This window comes from Pelomonas sp. BJYL3, from assembly GCF_027257975.1.
GTDB lineage: Bacteria > Pseudomonadota > Gammaproteobacteria > Burkholderiales > Burkholderiaceae_C > Roseateles_B > Roseateles_B flavus.
Genome location: NZ_JANZKX010000007.1, coordinates 183086 through 199689, shown reverse-complemented (window position 1 = coordinate 199689; position 16604 = coordinate 183086). Strand labels below are relative to the sequence as shown.

Here is a 16604-nt window from a genome sequence, read left to right as displayed (position 1 = left end):
AGCTTCAGGCAGCTCAGGCAGCCGGGGAGGCCTCGGGAGCTGCCGTCTGCCAGACACGCTTGCCGCCGCTGGCCTTGTCCAGCTCGGCCAGCACCTTCTCGTGGGCCTCCAGCTCCTCGGGCGTCGCCTGCAGGACGGGCAGCACGAAGCGGCTGAAGTCCACCTGGGCCACGCGGGTGTCTCCGCCCTCCTGCCCGCTGGCACTGCCGTGGTCGTCCATCAGCAGCGCATCCTGGCCGCGGGTCAGGCGGATGTAGACCTCGGCCAGCAGCTCGGAGTCCAGCAAGGCGCCGTGGAAGGTCCGGTTGGAGTTGTCCACCTCCAGGCGCTTGCACAGCGCGTCCAGGGAATTGGCCTTGCCGGGGAACATGTCCCGGGCCATCAGCAGGGTGTCCCGCACGCCGCCGACGAAGTCCGTCACCAGGGGCCGGCCCAGGCGTTTGAGTTCGGCGTTCATGAAGCCGATGTCGAAGGCCGCGTTGTGGATGACCAGCTCGGCGCCGCTGAGGAAGTCGACGATCTGGTCCACCACCTCGGCGAACTTGGGCTTGTCAGCGAGGAACTCGACCGTCAGGCCGTGGATGCGCACGGCCTCTTCGTCGATGTCCCGCTCGGGGTTCAGATAGAGGTGCAGGTTGTTGCCGGTCAGCTGCCGGTTCACCATCTCCACGCAGCCGATTTCGATGATGCGGTCGCCGGCCTCGGCGCGCAGGCCGGTGGTTTCGGTGTCGAAGAAGATTTGTCGCATGGCGGCCAGTTCAGGAGGTCAGGCGTGGGGTCAGGTCTTGCTGCCGCGCCGTCCGGCCCACGCCCAGATGGCGAGGCCGGCCAGGATCATGGGCAGGCACAGCCATTGTCCCCGACTCAGGCCCAGGGCCTGCAGGCCCAGGTAGGCGTCCGGTTCGCGGAAGAACTCGATCACGAAGCGCTGCAGCCCATACAGGAAGAGGAAGATGCCCGAGACCTGGCCCGTCAGGCGCGGCTTGCGGGCATAGAGCCACAGCAGGCCGAAGAGAAGCACGCCCTCGCCGAAGGCCTGGTAGAGCTGGGAGGGATGGCGCGGTTCCATCGTCGGGGCCTGCGGGAAGACCATGGCCCAGGGCACGTCGGAGGCCACCGGCCGGCCCCACAGCTCGCCGTTGATGAAGTTGGCGATGCGCACCAGGCCGAAGCTGAGGCCCACGCAGGGCGCGACCAGGTCCGTCACCTCGAAGAAGCGCCAGCCCCGGCGCCAGGCGAACACCGCCAGCGCCAGCGCCACGCCCAGCAGGCCGCCGTGGAAGGCCATGCCGCCCGTCCAGACCTTGAAGATCTCCAGCGGATTGGCCAGGTAGTACTCGGGCTTGTAGAAGAAGACGAAGCCCAGGCGGCCGCCCAGCACCACGCCCAGCACGCCATAGAACAGCAGGTCATCGAGGTGCAGCGTGGTCCAGGGCTGGGTGGTCAGGCCCGGCTGGCGGATGCGCCAGCGCGCCAGCAGCATGAAGACGACGAAGCCGGCCAGATAGGCCAGCCCGTACCAGTGCACGGCCAGGGGGCCGAGCCGGATGGCGATGGGATCGAACTGCGGATGCACCCACATGGCGAGGTCCTCGAGGGTCCAGGATTGGTCAGGCGCGCATCATAGTGGCCCGCCCTGCCCCGATCAGCCCTGCTCAGCCCGCCCCACCGTCCAGCGCGGCCAGCGAGCGCCGCACCTCCTGCTCATTGCGCTGGTGCCGGTGGCTGCCGCCCAGATAGCGCTCGTAGGCGGCTCGCGCCTGCGCCTTGTCGCCCAGGCCCTCATAGGCATTGCCCAGGCGCTGGTCCAGGGGCAGCAGCTCCGCCCCCTCCAGCCTGCGCGCGCGCTGGAGCCAGTCGATGGCTTCGTCGAAACGGCCCTGGTCCTGGGCCAGGCGGGACATCAGGTAGGCGCCGCTTGCCTGGCGGGGCTGGTCCCGCATCAGTTGCTCGTAGAGCTTGCGGGCGCGGTCCCATTGGTGGTCCTTGACGAAATGTCGGCCCAGCTGCCCGTAGGCCACGCGGGCGTCGAAGGCCAGGCGCGGGTCCGGGCCCGTGCGCAGGGCCTTGAGCTCGCGCTCGGCATCGGCCCAGTCTTCGTCGCCCAGGGCGATGAAGATGCGCAGCATGCGCGCCTGTTCGGCATTGACCTTGCGCCAGTCCAGTTCCAGGCTGCGTGCCTTGCTGTGACTGCCGCCGGCCAGCATGGGCACGGCGAGGTAGTACTGCACCAGGGCGCTGCGGATCTCATAGCTGCGCGGGTCCAGCTCGAAGGCCCGCTGCAGGTGCTGGCGGATGCGCGCATTGAGGCTCAGGGCTTTCAGCGCCCCGCCGCGCACGGCCTGCACGCTCAGCACCGAGCCGAGGACGTAATGGCAGGGCGCGAAGTCCGGCTGGCGCTCGACGCAGGCCTGCATCTGGCGCAGCGAGGGCTCCAGCGCCTCCTGCCGACCCCACTCCAGGCCCGCGAGCGCCAGGGCCATCTGCCCCTGGAGGTCGTTCGCATCGGCGCCGAGGCGCGCCTGCGCCGCGCGTTCCAGCTCCAGGGCCTGGCCGGCCGCGAACAGCGCCTGCAGCGTGGGGTCCGACAGCACGGCGGCCCTGCCGGTCCCCGGCAGAGCCAGGGCCAGGGCCGTCAGCAGCCCGGGAAGGACGGACCGGAACCGGGCAGGCATGGAAGGAGCGGAACGCGACATCAGCGACATGGCCGACATGCTAAGGCCAGCCGCGGTATCCCGGGTCGGCATCAGCCCATCAGCCCATCAGCCGAGCTCGGCCAGGCGCTTGCGGGCGTCCTCGGCCAGACGCTTGCTGGGCGTCCTGCCGGCCAGATAGCGTTCCAGCGCGGCCTTGGCCTGAGCCTTGTCGCCCTTGGCCTGCAGCATCAGACCCAGGCGGTAGTCGATGGGCAGGTTGCGCGCCCCTTCCAGCGTGCGGGACTGCTCGAAGGCGCGGGCCGACTCCTCCCAGCGCTGCTCCGCCGCCGCCACCCGGGCCAGGCCGAAGGGGCCCAGCGCGGCCTGGGGCTGCTCCTTGATCAGCTGCTCGAACCAGGCGCGAGCCTTGGGCAGCTGCTTGTCCTGCAGATAGCTCAGGCCCAGGCCGGCCCAGCCCTGCACCCAGGCCTTGTTGGCCGCGACCTCCCTGCCCGGCTTGTAGGCCTTGAGCTCGCGCTCGGCGCCGGCCGTGTCGCCGTCGGTGGCCAGCAGACGGGCGCGCAACAGATGGGCCTGGGCCGGCTGGCTGTCCTGGATCTCGTCGACCAGGGCGCGGGCCTTGGTGGTCGAGCCCCCCGCGATACCCGGGGCCATCAGGTAGAACTGCTGCAGGGCCTCGCGGGCCTCGAAGGACTGGGGCTCCAGCTCCAGGGCCTTCTGGAAGGATTCCTTGATGCGCCCGGTGAGCGTCATGGCCTTCATCATGCCGCCGGACATGGCCTGGCTGCCCAGCACCTGGCCCAGCACGAAGTGGCACACGAACTCGCGGGGCTGCCGCTCCACGCACTGCTGCAGGGCCTTGGCATGGGCCTCGAGGCGGGTGCTGTCGCCGTCCTGCAGGCCCAGCAGGGCCGTGGCGGCCAGGCCCTGGGCGTCGTTGGCGTCCGACTTGAGACGGGCGCGGGCCAGGGACAGCAGCTCGTCGTCGTGGTCAGCGTCCAGGGCCTGCTGAAGGGCAGGATCCTTGAAGGTCGCGGCCTGGGCCAGGCCTGCACTCAGCAGGACGGCCAGCAGCAAGGGGCGCAGAACGTGGCGGGGCATGGAGCATCTCCTCTCTTGGATCGTCGGCGTTCAACGGAGGCCGGGCCCGGCCGTTGACCGCCTGTGGTTGGCGCAGCCTGCAGTGGGGCGTCTGCCGCACGTCAGTCAGGCATTGCCAGGCCGGCCGCGCATTCTGCGTTGCCTGCCGCCATGACTTCCAGCTATTTCCCCTCGGGACTTCCCCGCAGCGCCTGCCGCACATGGGCCACGAAGCCGTCCACCACGGGCGCGGCCGGCGCCCGCCAGATCAGCCGCGTCTCGCAGCGCGGCAGGCCCGGCATGCGCAGCGCGCGGTAGCTGACGCCTGCGCGCTGCAGGGCCATCACCGAGCGCGGCACCCAGGCCACGCCCATGCCCGAGGACACCAGGTTGACAATGGTCTGCATCTGGATGGCCTCCTGGGCAATGGCAACGCGCCGCCCCTGGGCCGCGTAGAAGGCCAGCACCGCGTCATGCAGCGAGGGCGCGATCTCGCGCGGAAAGATGATCAGCGGCGCATCGAGCAAGGCCTTGGGCGACGCCGCGCCCACGCCCTCGGCATGCGCCAGCACCATGGGCTCCTCGGACAGACGCAGGGTCTCGAAGCCGGCCGGTGCGGCGCCTGGCGCGTGGATCACGAAGCCGGCGTCCAGCTCGTCCCGGTCGAAAGCCTCCAGCTGCACGTCCAGCGTGGCCTCGCGCAGCTGCAGGGCGACCTCCGGGAAGCGCTCGCGGAACTGGCGCAGCCACTGCGGCATTTCGCCGTAGCCCACCGTCGAGACAAAGCCCAGGCGCAGCCGCCCGCTGATGCCTGCGGCCGCCGAGCGTGCCACCGCCGGCAGGGCCTCCGCCTGGGCCAGCAGCGCCTCGGCCTGCGGCAGCAGGGCCGCGCCCGCCGCGCTGAGCCGCACGCTGCGGCGGCTGCGCTCGAACAGGGTCACGCCCAGGGCCTGCTCCAGCTTCTGCATGGCCAGGCTCAGGGGCGGCTGGGTCATGTGCAGGCGCTGGGCGGCCCGGCCGAAGTGCAGCTCGCGGGCCAGCACGCAGAACTGGCGCCAGGTACGGAGGTCGGTCATTGATACATCCCGCAAATCATTCGATGGCTGGATATATATTGGACACGATATCTCCCCATGCCGATACTGGCGCCAGCCTCAGCCGCCCCTGCGGCCTTCCCCACACCGGAGACCTCCCCATGAGCTACAACCGCCGCTCGAAGAACATCACAGAAGGCGTGGCCCGCGCGCCCAACCGTTCCATGTACTACGGCCTGGGCTACAAGGAGGAGGACTTCGGCAAGCCCATGATCGGCGTGGCCAACGGCCACTCCACCATCACGCCCTGCAACAGCGGCCTGCAGCGCCTGGCGGATGCGGCCGTGGAGGGCCTCAAGGAGGCCGGCGCCAATCCGCAGATCTTCGGCACGCCCACCATCAGCGACGGCATGGCCATGGGCACCGAGGGCATGAAGTACAGCCTGGTCTCGCGCGAGGTCATCTCCGACTGCGTGGAGACCTGCGTGGGCGGCCAGTGGATGGACGGCGTGATCGTCATCGGCGGCTGCGACAAGAACATGCCCGGCGGCATGATGGGCATGCTGCGCGCCAACGTGCCTTCGCTGTATGTCTATGGCGGCACCATCCTGCCGGGCAAGTACAAGGGCCAGGACCTCAACATCGTCAGCGTCTTCGAGGCCGTGGGCCAGTTCTCGGCCGGCAAGATGGACGAGCGCGACTTCTGCGAGATCGAGAAGCGCGCCATCCCCGGCAGCGGCTCCTGCGGCGGCATGTACACGGCCAACACCATGAGCTCCTCCTTCGAGGCGCTGGGCATGAGCCTGCCCTATTCGTCCACCATGGCCAATGTCGAGGATGAGGTCGTGGAGAGCGTCAAGCAGGCGGCGGCCATCCTGGTCGAGGCCGTCAAGAAGGACCTGAAGCCGCGCGACATCGTCACCAAGAAGGCCATCGAGAACGCCGTGGCCGTGATCCTGGCCACCGGCGGCTCCACCAATGCCGTGCTGCACTACCTGGCCATCGCCCACGCCGCCGAGGTGGACTGGACCATCGACGACTTCGAGCGCATGCGCAAGAAGGTGCCGGTGCTGTGCAACCTCAAGCCCAGCGGCCAGTACCTGGCCATCGACCTGCACCGCGCGGGCGGCATCCCGGCCGTGATGAAGGAGCTGCTCAAGCACGGCATGATCCATGGCGATGCCATGACCATCACCGGCAAGACCGTGGCCGAGAACCTGGCCGAGGTGCCGGAGCTCTCGGCGGACCAGGACGTGATCCGCCCCGTCAGCCAGCCGCTCTATGCCGAAGGCCATCTGGCCATCCTGAAGGGCAATCTCTCGCCCGAGGGCGCCGTGGCCAAGATCACCGGCCTGAAGAACCCCGTCATCACCGGCCCGGCCCGGGTCTTCGACGACGAGCAGTCCGCGCTGGCCGCCATCATGGCCGGGCAGATCAAGGCTGGCGACGTCATGGTGCTGCGCTACCTGGGCCCCAAGGGCGGTCCCGGCATGCCCGAGATGCTGGCGCCCACCGGCGCCCTGATCGGCCAGGGTCTGGGCGAGAGCGTGGGCCTGATCACCGACGGCCGCTTCTCCGGGGGCACCTGGGGCATGGTGGTCGGCCACGTGGCGCCCGAGGCCTATGAGGGCGGCACCATCGCGCTCGTCCAGGAGGGCGACAGCATCACCATCGACGCCCACCAGCTGCTGCTGCAGCTGCATGTGAGCGACGAGGAGCTGGCCCGCCGCCGTGCCGGCTGGACCCAGCCTGCCCCGCGCTACACCCGTGGCGTGCTGGCCAAGTTCGCCCGCAATGCGGCCAGCGCCAGCGTCGGTGCGGTGCTGGACAAGTTCGACTGATCAGGCCCCGCCTGCCAGCACAAAGGCCCTGACGGCGCGATGCCGGCAGGGCCTTTTTCTTCATCCTTGCATTGCCGCTAGCGCGGGGCGGGCGCCTGCGTGGCGGCTCAACGCCCCGCTGCTGCCTGCCACTGCCCCGGAGCATCCGCGGATGCGCAGCCGCGAGCTGCGGGCGATGCTCGAGTCGAGCTCAGCGCCGCTGGCCGGGCTTGTCACGGCCCAGGGCTTCCAGCGCGCGCTGGCGGCGCTTGGCCTGGCGCTCTTCCAGCTGCTCCATGGCCTTGCGCTGCGTGTAGCCACTGCCATCCGCCCAGACCCACCAGACCACCGCGAGCGCGAAGGGGCTCAGCACGGCAATCCAGCTCCAGCCGGCCACAAAGCCGACATCGCCGATCTTCATCAGCATCAGCAGCACACCCAGACCCACAAACCACATGGTCGGATTCCTTTCTTTTTTCGTTCTTTGTCTTTGACCCCACACAAGAAGTGCACACCTGCCGTGTGGGACGACGCCCCGTAGAATCGCTTGCGCCGGTTCCGGCTCCCACTGTAGAGCAGTTTGAGCGCCGGACCATGCCCCCAATCCCTGACGCTTGTTTCGAGAGGAACCCATGAAGTCCAAGCTGATCGCCGTCGCTGCCCTGGCCGCCGTCTTCGCTGCTCCCGCCTTTGCCAACCAGGAGCTGGCGCAGAAGAAGAACTGCATGACCTGCCACTCCGTGGACAAGAAGATCGTGGGCCCGGCCTACAAGGAAGTGGCCGCCAAGTACGCCAAGGACAAGGACGCCGTGAAGAAGCTGTCCGAGAAGATCATCAAGGGCGGCTCCGGCGTGTGGGGCCCCGTGCCCATGCCCGCCAATGCCGTGACGCCTGCCGAGGCCGAGACCTTGGCCAAGTGGGTGCTTACTGTGAAGTGATCCCCCCCTACGCGCTTCGCGCGCCCCCCCAGGGGGGCCGGCTCGGCTGACCGGCGGAGCCGGATCAGCGAGCCGCGTGCGGTGCGAAAAGGCCCGACTGCTGCGCAGCGGGCCTTTTCTTTTTTTGCAGCGGACGAGCGTATGGCAGCGGGGGGGCCCGGCAGCTGTGCAGCGGGCCTTTTCTTTTTTTGCAGCGGATGAGCGTAGGGCAGCGGGGGGTGCGGGGCGTCGGTGCCCGGCTGCTGTGCAGCGGGCCACTGCCTTTCGGCGAGCGCACGGGTGTTCGGCGCAATGCTCGACGCCTCGCACGGCACGGCACTCTCGGCTCGCCGGGGAGCCGGGGAGCCGGGGAGCCGGGGAGCCGGGGAGCCGGATCATCGTGAGTCACTCACGGCTTCATCACAAGCCTTGTTGATCGTCGCCATGCTCGATGCATCGCCCGGCCTCAGCCCCGCCCGTGGCTGGGCGCCTTGTGGGGTGCCGAGGAGCGCAGCGGGTCGGAGCGGCGCGCGTCAGCGCGCTTCGTTGTCTGACTGGGCGCGTTTGTTCGAGCGCAATGAGCGCAGCGAATGGAGCGAGTTACGCGCCCGCTCCGGGCCGCGAGCACCGCAGGGGAGCCGGTCCGCAGGGCCGGCCGCCCCACATGAAGCCCGGACGCGGGCGGGGCTGAGGCCGGGCCGCGCCAAGCTTCGCGTCGCTCCCAGCCCCCCGCCCCCAGCACCCAGCACCAAGCACCAAGCACCAAGCACCAAGCACCAAGCACCAATCCATCACAGGCCCATGAAAAAGGCCCGCAACGGCGGGCCTTGGGGATGCAGCAGCGCGGCACTCAGTTGGTCTGCGCCAGCTGCTCCAGGATGGCCGGGTTCTCCAGCGTGCTGGTGTCCTGGGTGACGGCCTCGCCCTTGGCGACGGAACGCAGCAGGCGGCGCATGATCTTGCCGGAGCGGGTCTTGGGGAGGTTGTCGCCGAAGCGGATGTCCTTGGGCTTGGCGATGGGGCCGATCTCCTTGGCCACCCAGTTGCGCAGCTCGTTGGCGATCTTCTTGGCTTCCTCTCCCGTGGGGCGCGGGCGCTTCAGCACCACGAAGGCGCAGATGGCCTCGCCGGTGGTGTCATCGGGGCGCCCCACCACGGCGGCCTCGGCCACCAGCTCGGTGCAGCTCACCAGGGCCGACTCGATCTCCATCGTGCCCATGCGGTGCCCCGAGACGTTCAGCACGTCGTCAATGCGGCCGGTGATGGTGAAGTAGCCGGTCTTGGCATCGCGGATGGCGCCGTCGCCCGCCAGGTAGTAGCCCTTGAGCTCGGACGGGTAGTAGCTCTTCACGAAGCGGTCCGGATCGCCCCAGATGGTGCGGATCATCGAGGGCCAGGGCTTCTTGACCACCAGGATGCCGCCCTGGCCGTTGGGCACGTCATTGCCCAGCTCGTCCACGATGGCGGCCTGGATGCCCGGGAAGGGCAAGGTGCAGGAACCCGGCACCAGGGGCGTGACGCCCGGCAGCGGCGTGATCATGTGGCCGCCGGTCTCGGTCTGCCAGAAGGTGTCCACGATGGGGCAGCGGCCGCCGCCCACATGCTGGTGGTACCACTCCCAGGCGGCCGGGTTGATGGGCTCGCCCACCGAGCCCAGGATGCGCAGGCTGCTGAGGTCGTACCGCTTCGGGTGCACCGCCTCATTGGACTCGGCCGCCTTGATCAGCGAGCGGATGGCCGTGGGCGCCGTGTAGAAGATGCTGACCTTGTGCTTCTCGATCATCTGCCAGAAGCGGCCGGCGTCCGGGAAGGTGGGCACGCCCTCGAAGACGATCTCGGTGCCGCCCAGGGCCAGCGGGCCATAGGTGATGTAGGTGTGGCCCGTGACCCAGCCGATGTCAGCCGTGCACCAGAAGACGTCGTCCGGCTTCAGGTCGAAGGTCCACTTGGTGGTCAGTGCGGCATGCAGCAGATAGCCACCGCTGCTGTGCTGCACGCCCTTGGGCTTGCCGGTGGAGCCAGAGGTGTAGAGCAGGAACAGCGGATGCTCGGCACCCACCCATTCCGGCTCGCACTGCGTGGACTGGCCGGCCAGCACCTCGTGCAGCCACAGGTCGCGCCCAGCCGTCCAGCCGATGCTGCCGCCGGTGCGCTGGTAGACGATCACGTCCTTGAGCGTGGGGCAGGCGTTGTCGGCCAGCGCCTCGTCGACGATGGACTTCAGGGGCAGGTGCTTGCCGCCGCGGACCTGCTCGTCCGCAGTGATCAGCAGCACGGCGCCGGCATCCTGCACGCGGTCGCGCAGGGACTGGGCCGAGAAGCCGCCGAACACCACCGAGTGCGTGGCGCCGATGCGCGCACAGGCCTGCATGGCCGCCACACCCTCGATCGACATGGGCATGTAGATGACCACGCGGTCACCCTTCTTCACACCGCGCGCCTTCAGCACATTGGCCAGCTGCGAGACCTTCGCCAGCAGCTCGCTGTAGCTGACGCGGGTCACGGCGCCGTCGTCCGCCTCGAAGATCAGGGCGGTCTTGTCACCCAGGCCGCGCTCGATGTTGCGGTCCAGGCAGTTGTAGGACACGTTCAGCGTGCCGTCCTCGAACCACTTGAAGAAGGGAGCCTGGCTCTCGTCCAGGGTCTTGCTGAAGGGGGTCTTCCAGCTGATCAGCTCGCGGGCCAGACGAGCCCAGTAGCCGGCGTAGTCGGTGTCGGCCTCCTTGCACAGGGCCTCGTAGGCCGCCAGACCCGAGACATGGGCCGCTTTCGCAGCTGCCTCGTTGGGGTGGTACAGCTTTTCCTGGGAATTGCTCATGGCTGGGGTCTCCTTGACGGGTGCGTGCGCTGGCCCGTGGTCTTTTTTGCGCTGCACCAACTGTGCGATTCGTCACTGACGAATCGCTGACTCTTATAGAAGTGTTCTCGGGCATTGTGGCTCCTGCACCGCCGGGACACCGGCGCGGGAGATCCGACTGCTTCACAATGCGCCCGCGATCGTCTCACTAGAATCGCCGCCGATCCCACCTGGAAGTTACCAATGAGTTCCCAAATGAATCGCAAGCTGGGCCCCCTGCCCGCCCTGATGTTCGGCAGCCGCTGGCTGCAGCTGCCCCTGTACCTGGGCCTGATCCTGGCGCAGGCGGTGTATGTCTTTCAGTTCTGGACCGAGCTCGTGCACCTGATCGAGGCGGCCTTCGGCCACCAGGAGGCCCTGGTGACGCTGGTGAAGAGCATCGGCTACAAGGCCGCAGCCATCAAGGACGCCAGCGGCGCCATCGTCGGCTACGAGCCCATCGCCAAGCTCAACGAGACCATCATCATGCTGGTCGTGCTGGGCCTGATCGACGTGGTGATGATCTCAAACCTGCTGATCATGGTGATCGTCGGCGGCTACGAGACCTTCGTGTCGCGCATGAACCTGGAAGGCCATCCGGACCAGCCCGAGTGGCTGAGCCACGTGAATGCCTCGGTGCTCAAGGTGAAGCTGGCCACGGCCATCATCGGGATCTCGTCCATCCACCTGCTCAAGACCTTCATCAACGCCGACAACTACAGCGAGAAGACCCTGATGTGGCAGACGCTGATCCACATCGCCTTCCTGCTCTCCGCCATGGCCATCGCCTACACGGACAAGCTGCTGGCCAGCGCGCATGGGGGCCACGGCAGCGAGACCGAAGGGCACTGATCCGGTTCACATCGCCACAGCACAGGGGCCCCGCGGGGCCCCTTTTTCATGCGACAGGGAGACAGTCGGGGGATGGCCAGGCGCCGGCGTCGGGCGTACAAGATCGAGGCCGCGGTGGACGCCCAGAAGGCGCTCGCACGCAAGCATCGGGCCACGCGCAGATGCGTCGGCCGCCTTCATTGCACTCAACCGGGACGCAAGCCATGAAGCCACTCCACTGCACCGCCATCGCCCTGGCCCTGGCCTCACTGGGCGCCGCCCAGGCAGCCGCCGCCCCTGCCGACACGCAGCGGCAGGCCCGCACGCACATCGCCGCCTACCCCGGCCTGTCCCTGCATGGCGAGGGCCACGCCTACGAGATGCGCGACATGGTCACCGACGCCGACGGCAGCACCCATGTGCGCTTCGACCGCACCTTCCGCGGCCTGCGCGTGATCGGCGGCGACCTGGTCGTGCATGCGGACCGCCAGGGCCAGCTGCGGGCCATGTCGCGCACGCTGCAGTACGGCATCAGCCTGCCCGCACAGGCTCGGCTGAGGTCGGAAGGCGCCCTGGACGCCGCACGGGCCCGCCATCCCGGCTTCTCGGCGAACGGCCGGCCCGAGGCGGTGGTCTACGCCCGCGGCGCCGCGCCCGTGCTGGCCTATGAGGTGCAGCTGTCCGGCCAGCGCGAGGACGGCACGCCCAGCGAGATGCATGTGATCGTCGACGCCGACTCGGGCGTGGTGCTCGATGCCTGGGACGACGTCCACACCGGCGCCGCCAATGGCAGCGGCCGCGGCTTCTTCAACGGCACCGTCGGCCTGGTGACCAACTCGACGGGCACCGGCTACGAGCTGAAGGACCCCTCGCGCGGCGGCCAGTACACCGTGGACATGGGCAACAAGCAGGGCGGCAAGGGCAGTCTTTTCACCGACGCCGACAACGCCTGGGGCGACGGCAGCCTGGCCAACCGCCAGACCGTGGGCGTGGACGCCCAGTACGGCACGGCCGTGACCTGGGACTACTACAAGAACGTGCACGGCCGCAGCGGCATCGCCAATGACGGCGTGGGCGCCTACAACCGCGTCCACTACGGCCGCAACTACAACAACGCCTTCTGGTCGGATTCCTGCTTCTGCATGACCTACGGCGACGGCGACGGCACCACCTTCAACCCCTTCGACTCCCTGGACGTGGCCGGCCACGAGATGACCCATGGCGTCACCAGCCGCACCGCCAACCTCACCTACTCGGGCGAGTCCGGCGGCCTCAACGAGGGCACCAGCGACATCTTCGGCACCGCTGTCGAGTTCTACGCAGCCAATGCCAACGACCCCGGCGACTACCTGATCGGCGAGAAGCTCTACAAGAGCGGCGCCAGTGCCCTGCGCTCCATGATCCAGCCCAGCAGCGACGGCCGCTCGGCGGACTGCTGGTACAGCACCGTGGGCAGCCTGGACGTGCACTACTCCTCCGGCGTGGCCAACCACTTCTTCTACCTCCTGGCCGAAGGCACGAACGCGGGCAGCCCCAGCAAGACCTGCAAGGCAGGCGACACCCGGGTCGCCACCGGCACGGCCACCCTGGCCGGCATCGGCCGCGCCAAGGCCGAGAAGATCTGGTACCGCGCGCTGACGGTCTACATGACCTCCAGCACCAACTACGCCGGCGCCCGCAGCGCCACGCTCAACGCGGCGGGGGACCTCTTCGGCGCCGGCTCCGCCGAGCAGAGCGCCGTGGCGGCCGCCTGGACCGCCGTCGGCAGGCCCTGAGCCCGGGGCTGCCGGTCGGGGGGGCCACGGCATCTCCAGACTCGGGCAGCGGGCGGCTGTCAGGCGTCAAAGGCCCGTCAGCCGCCTGCGGGATAATCCCGCGCAGGTTCACGACCCCGCCTCCAAAGCCATGACGACCACCATCCGCTACGCCGACCTCGTCGACAGCGTCGCCGCCGCCCTGCAGTACATCTCGTACTACCACCCCGCCGACTACATCCAGCACCTGGCCCGCGCCTACGAGCGCGAGCAGAGCGCCGCGGCCAAGGACGCGATCGCGCAGATTCTGACCAACTCGCGCATGTGCGCCGAAGGCAAGCGCCCGATCTGCCAGGACACGGGCATCGTCAACGTCTTCCTGAAGATCGGCATGGACGTGCGCTGGGGCGACTTCCCCGGCTCCATCCAGGACGCCATCAACGAGGGCGTGCGCCGCGCCTACAACCACCCGGACAACAAGCTGCGCGCTTCCGTGCTGTCCGACCCCATCTTCGAGCGCAAGAACACCAAGGACAACACGCCGGCCGTGGTCTTCATGGAAGTGGTGCCCGGCAACACGGTGGACGTCATCGTCGCGGCCAAGGGCGGCGGCTCGGAGAACAAGAGCAAGGTCTACATGCTCAACCCCTCCGACAACATCGTCGACTGGGTGCTCAAGACCGTCCCGACCATGGGCGCCGGCTGGTGCCCGCCGGGCATGCTGGGCATCGGGGTCGGCGGCACGGCCGAGAAGGCCGCGCTGCTGGCCAAGGAAGCCCTGATGGACGACATCGACATGTACGAGCTCCTCCAGCGCGGCCCCAAGGACAAGCTGGAAGAGCTGCGCATCGAGCTGTACGAGAAGGTCAACGCCCTGGGCATCGGCGCGCAGGGCCTGGGCGGCCTGACCACGGTGCTGGACGTCAAGATCAAGACCTACCCCACGCACGCGGCCTCCAAGCCCATCGCGATGATCCCCAACTGCGCGGCCACCCGCCACGCCCACTTCGTGCTGGACGGCTCGGGCCCTAGCTACATCGAGCCGCCGAGCCTGGACCTCTGGCCCGACGTGCATTGGGCCCCGGATTACAACAAGAGCAAGCGCGTGGACCTCAACACGCTGACCCCCGCCGAGGTGGCCAGCTGGAAGCCCGGCCAGACCCTGCTGCTCAACGGCAAGATGCTCACCGGCCGCGATGCCGCGCACAAGCGCATCCAGGACATGCTGGCCAAGGGCGAGAAGCTGCCCGTGGACTTCACCAACCGCGTCATCTACTACGTGGGCCCGGTCGACCCGGTGCGTGACGAGGTCGTGGGCCCGGCCGGCCCGACCACCGCCACCCGCATGGACAAGTTCACCGAGATGATGCTGGCCAACACCGGCCTCATCGCCATGATCGGCAAGGCCGAGCGCGGCCCCGTCGCCATCGAGTCCATCAAGAAGCACAAGTCGGCCTACCTGATGGCCGTGGGCGGCTCGGCCTACCTGGTCTCCAAGGCCATCAAGGCGGCCAAGGTCGTGGGCTTCGAGGACCTGGGCATGGAAGCCATCTACGAGTTCGACGTCACCGACATGCCGGTGACCGTGGCCGTGGACGCCGGCGGCACCAGCGCCCACCAGACCGGCCCGGCCGAATGGCAGGCCAAGATCGGCAAGATTCCGGTCACCGTGGCCTGATCCAGCGCGCCCCGGGAAAACCCGGAAGCGGGGGACTCTCCACCAGGCCATCGCCCCGCGATGGCCTTTTTTTCAGGGTTCTCACTGAGATTTCACGGTGAATCCACCGGCGCCCGGGCGTGGAAATCTCATTCAATTGCTACAGGAAGTCTCATTCGCGCCACCCACGGGCTTGGCGCGCGTGCCAGGCTTTCTAGAATGGCGCAGCTTTCTGAAAGGCCCCCATGATTCAACGCAGAAACCTCCTACTCGCCGGCGGCCTCGCCCCCTTCCTGGGTGCCTGCTCGCGCCTGCCGGACACGGTCAAGATCGGTGTGGCTCAGCCGCTAAGCGGCCCCCTGGCTGCCCTGGGCAAGGACATGCTGGCCGGCGTGCAGCTGGCCGTGAAGGAGCTGAACGAGGCCCACTTCTCCGTGAAGAACCAGGCCATCACCCTGGAGGTGGTTTCGCGCGATGACAAGTCCGATGCGGCCACCGGCAAGAAGGTGGCCCAGGAGCTGGTGGACGCCGGCGTCGTGGCGGTGATCGGCAACCTGAACTCAGGCGTCAGCATCGAGTCCGCCCCCGTGTACGCCGCGGCCGGCATCCCGCAGCTGGCCATCTCGACCAACCCCAAGTACACCCAGCTGGGCCTGGCCACCACCCTGCGCCTGGTCGCCAATGACGACCTCCAGGCCAAGGCCATGGCCAGCTACGCGCTGTCCAACCTGAAGGCCGAGCGCTGGGCCCTGGTCGACGACGGCACGCCCTACGGCAAGGCCCTGATCGCCGGCGTGCAGAGCCTCTTCAAGAAGAAGGGCAAGGAAGCCGCGCTGGCGGCCTCGCTGGACGCCAAGACCACCACCTTCGACGACCTCATCGCCAAGATGGTGGCCGCCAAGGTCGATGGCGTGATCACCACCCTGGCGGACTTCCAGGTCGAGGCCCTGGTCAAAGGCATGGCCAAGGCCGGCCTGCGCGATGCCGTGCTGCTGGGCGGCGACACCATCAAGACCAATCTGCTGCCCAAGATGGACATGCCGATCCGCGCGGTCTACTCGACCTCGCCCGTGATCGAGCCCTACGAGTTCAGCGCCGGCCGCAGCTTCGAGACCCGCTTCGCCGCGGCCACCAAGCAGGAAGTCGTCTACGGCGCCCACTACGCCTACGACGCCGTCCACTCCATCACGCTGGCCATGATCCGCGCCGGCAGCGCCGCGCCCGCCAAGGTGCTGGCCGCCATGAAGGAGCTGGACCTGCACGGCCCCGTGACCGCCAGCCTGCGCTACGACGCAGCCGGCGAGCAGGCCTTCGGCACCATCAGCGTCTATGCCATCGAGAAGGGCCGCTGGGCCTCGGTGATGCGCACGCGCGACTGGGACTGAGCGCCTCGACGGCTCTTGCGGCCCCATGAAGAACGCGACCCTCGGGTCGCGTTTTTTCATGCGCGGCTCACCACACTTCAGGAGCTTCGCCGGGCACGAGCGACGCATGGCCCATAGACTCCGGCGACCGCCCATGCAGGCTTCTCTGCCACCTGAGCCATGGACGGCCCCGTGTCCAACAATGTGCCAAGGAGGCTTGATGGGGTGGTTCCTGGTGACCGTTGTCGTTCCGCTCCTGGCGCCCTTGGTGCTGCTCGGGCTCTTCTGCTTTCTCCCGCTCCCGCCGAACGTCGCTGCGCAACTGAGGTTGCTGACGCCCATCAAGGATGGGCAGCTTTGTTGGGGGGCCATGGGTTTTTGCGTGTCGGCCCTTTACGAGATCGCCGAACCCGGGGCATCGGCAAGGCCCTTGGCGCATGACCTTGCGGGGTGGGCCAACGGCGGCCTCATCTTCCTGCTGCTGCTGAGCGCGCTGCTGGCCGCTGGTGGCTCCGTATTTCCCACCGTGGTCAATGTCCCTGCTGGCGTGAGGTGGCCGCAGCACTTTGCTACGCTTCTTGCGTCGGTCATCCTGACCGCGCTGGCCGCAGCAGCCTACGCCCTCGTGCATTTCCGCACCAGCGGCGTCTGAAT

At 68.4% G+C, this 16604-nt stretch carries 14 protein-coding genes; 7 read left to right on the top strand and 7 right to left on the bottom strand.

Features of this window, described 5'->3' with window-relative positions; all coding sequences use genetic code 11:
* Positions 1 to 13 precede the first annotated feature (13 nt).
* The 5 genes from dnaQ to O9Y01_RS20245 all read right to left on the bottom strand — a co-directional run bounded on the left by dnaQ (position 14) and on the right by O9Y01_RS20245 (position 4813).
* Positions 14 to 748: a DNA polymerase III subunit epsilon gene (dnaQ, locus tag O9Y01_RS20265; RefSeq protein WP_269633442.1), complete on the bottom strand. Its 735-nt coding sequence runs from the start codon at positions 746 to 748 to the stop codon at positions 14 to 16.
* 30 nt (positions 749 to 778) lie between these two features.
* Positions 779 to 1582 carry a prolipoprotein diacylglyceryl transferase gene (gene lgt, locus O9Y01_RS20260; protein ID WP_269633441.1) on the bottom strand — a complete coding sequence of 268 codons (804 nt, stop codon included), beginning with the start codon at positions 1580 to 1582 and terminating at the stop codon, positions 779 to 781.
* Between the two features lie 73 nt (positions 1583 to 1655).
* Positions 1656 to 2705, bottom strand: a complete 1050-nt coding sequence (locus O9Y01_RS20255) for a tetratricopeptide repeat protein (RefSeq protein ID WP_269633440.1) — start codon at positions 2703 to 2705, stop codon at positions 1656 to 1658.
* 57 nt (positions 2706 to 2762) lie between these two features.
* On the bottom strand, positions 2763 to 3758 hold the full coding sequence (locus tag O9Y01_RS20250) for a tetratricopeptide repeat protein (RefSeq protein WP_269633439.1): 996 nt from the start codon (positions 3756 to 3758) through the stop codon (positions 2763 to 2765).
* A gap of 161 nt (positions 3759 to 3919) precedes the next feature.
* A complete protein-coding gene (locus O9Y01_RS20245; RefSeq protein ID WP_269633438.1) occupies positions 3920 to 4813 on the bottom strand; it encodes a LysR family transcriptional regulator in 894 nt (297 codons plus the stop codon).
* A 119-nt stretch (positions 4814 to 4932) separates the two neighbouring features.
* Here O9Y01_RS20245 and ilvD point away from each other — a divergent pair, with 119 nt between their 5' ends.
* Entirely contained in the window at positions 4933 to 6612 is a 1680-nt protein-coding gene (gene ilvD, locus O9Y01_RS20240; protein WP_269633437.1) for a dihydroxy-acid dehydratase, read from the top strand.
* A 190-nt stretch (positions 6613 to 6802) separates the two neighbouring features.
* Here the strand turns inward: ilvD and O9Y01_RS20235 are convergent, their stop codons facing one another.
* The gene (locus O9Y01_RS20235; protein ID WP_269633436.1) at positions 6803 to 7048 is read right to left on the bottom strand and encodes a TIGR04438 family Trp-rich protein; all 246 of its coding nucleotides are present in this window, start codon (positions 7046 to 7048) and stop codon (positions 6803 to 6805) included.
* Between the two features lie 175 nt (positions 7049 to 7223).
* Here O9Y01_RS20235 and O9Y01_RS20230 point away from each other — a divergent pair, with 175 nt between their 5' ends.
* Positions 7224 to 7529 carry a c-type cytochrome gene (locus O9Y01_RS20230; protein ID WP_269633435.1) on the top strand — a complete coding sequence of 102 codons (306 nt, stop codon included), beginning with the start codon at positions 7224 to 7226 and terminating at the stop codon, positions 7527 to 7529.
* An 829-nt stretch (positions 7530 to 8358) separates the two neighbouring features.
* Here O9Y01_RS20230 and acs read toward each other — a convergent pair.
* Positions 8359 to 10326: an acetate--CoA ligase gene (gene acs / locus O9Y01_RS20225; RefSeq protein WP_269633434.1), complete on the bottom strand. Its 1968-nt coding sequence runs from the start codon at positions 10324 to 10326 to the stop codon at positions 8359 to 8361.
* Positions 10327 to 10560: 234 nt separating this feature from the next.
* Between acs and O9Y01_RS20220 the strand changes: the two genes are divergently transcribed.
* From O9Y01_RS20220 to O9Y01_RS20200, 5 genes are all read left to right on the top strand, one after another.
* Positions 10561 to 11196 (top strand): TIGR00645 family protein, encoded by a 636-nt coding sequence (locus tag O9Y01_RS20220; protein ID WP_442952778.1) that lies wholly within the window; start codon positions 10561 to 10563, stop codon positions 11194 to 11196.
* 203 nt (positions 11197 to 11399) lie between these two features.
* Positions 11400 to 12950, top strand: coding sequence for a M4 family metallopeptidase (locus O9Y01_RS20215; protein ID WP_269633432.1), 1551 nt, complete (start codon positions 11400 to 11402; stop codon positions 12948 to 12950).
* Between the two features lie 130 nt (positions 12951 to 13080).
* Positions 13081 to 14607: a fumarate hydratase gene (locus O9Y01_RS20210; RefSeq protein WP_269633431.1), complete on the top strand. Its 1527-nt coding sequence runs from the start codon at positions 13081 to 13083 to the stop codon at positions 14605 to 14607.
* A gap of 224 nt (positions 14608 to 14831) precedes the next feature.
* Positions 14832 to 15971: a branched-chain amino acid ABC transporter substrate-binding protein gene (locus O9Y01_RS20205; protein ID WP_269633430.1), complete on the top strand. Its 1140-nt coding sequence runs from the start codon at positions 14832 to 14834 to the stop codon at positions 15969 to 15971.
* A 199-nt stretch (positions 15972 to 16170) separates the two neighbouring features.
* Positions 16171 to 16602, top strand: a complete 432-nt coding sequence (locus O9Y01_RS20200) for a hypothetical protein (protein ID WP_269633428.1) — start codon at positions 16171 to 16173, stop codon at positions 16600 to 16602.
* Positions 16603 to 16604 lie beyond the last annotated feature (2 nt).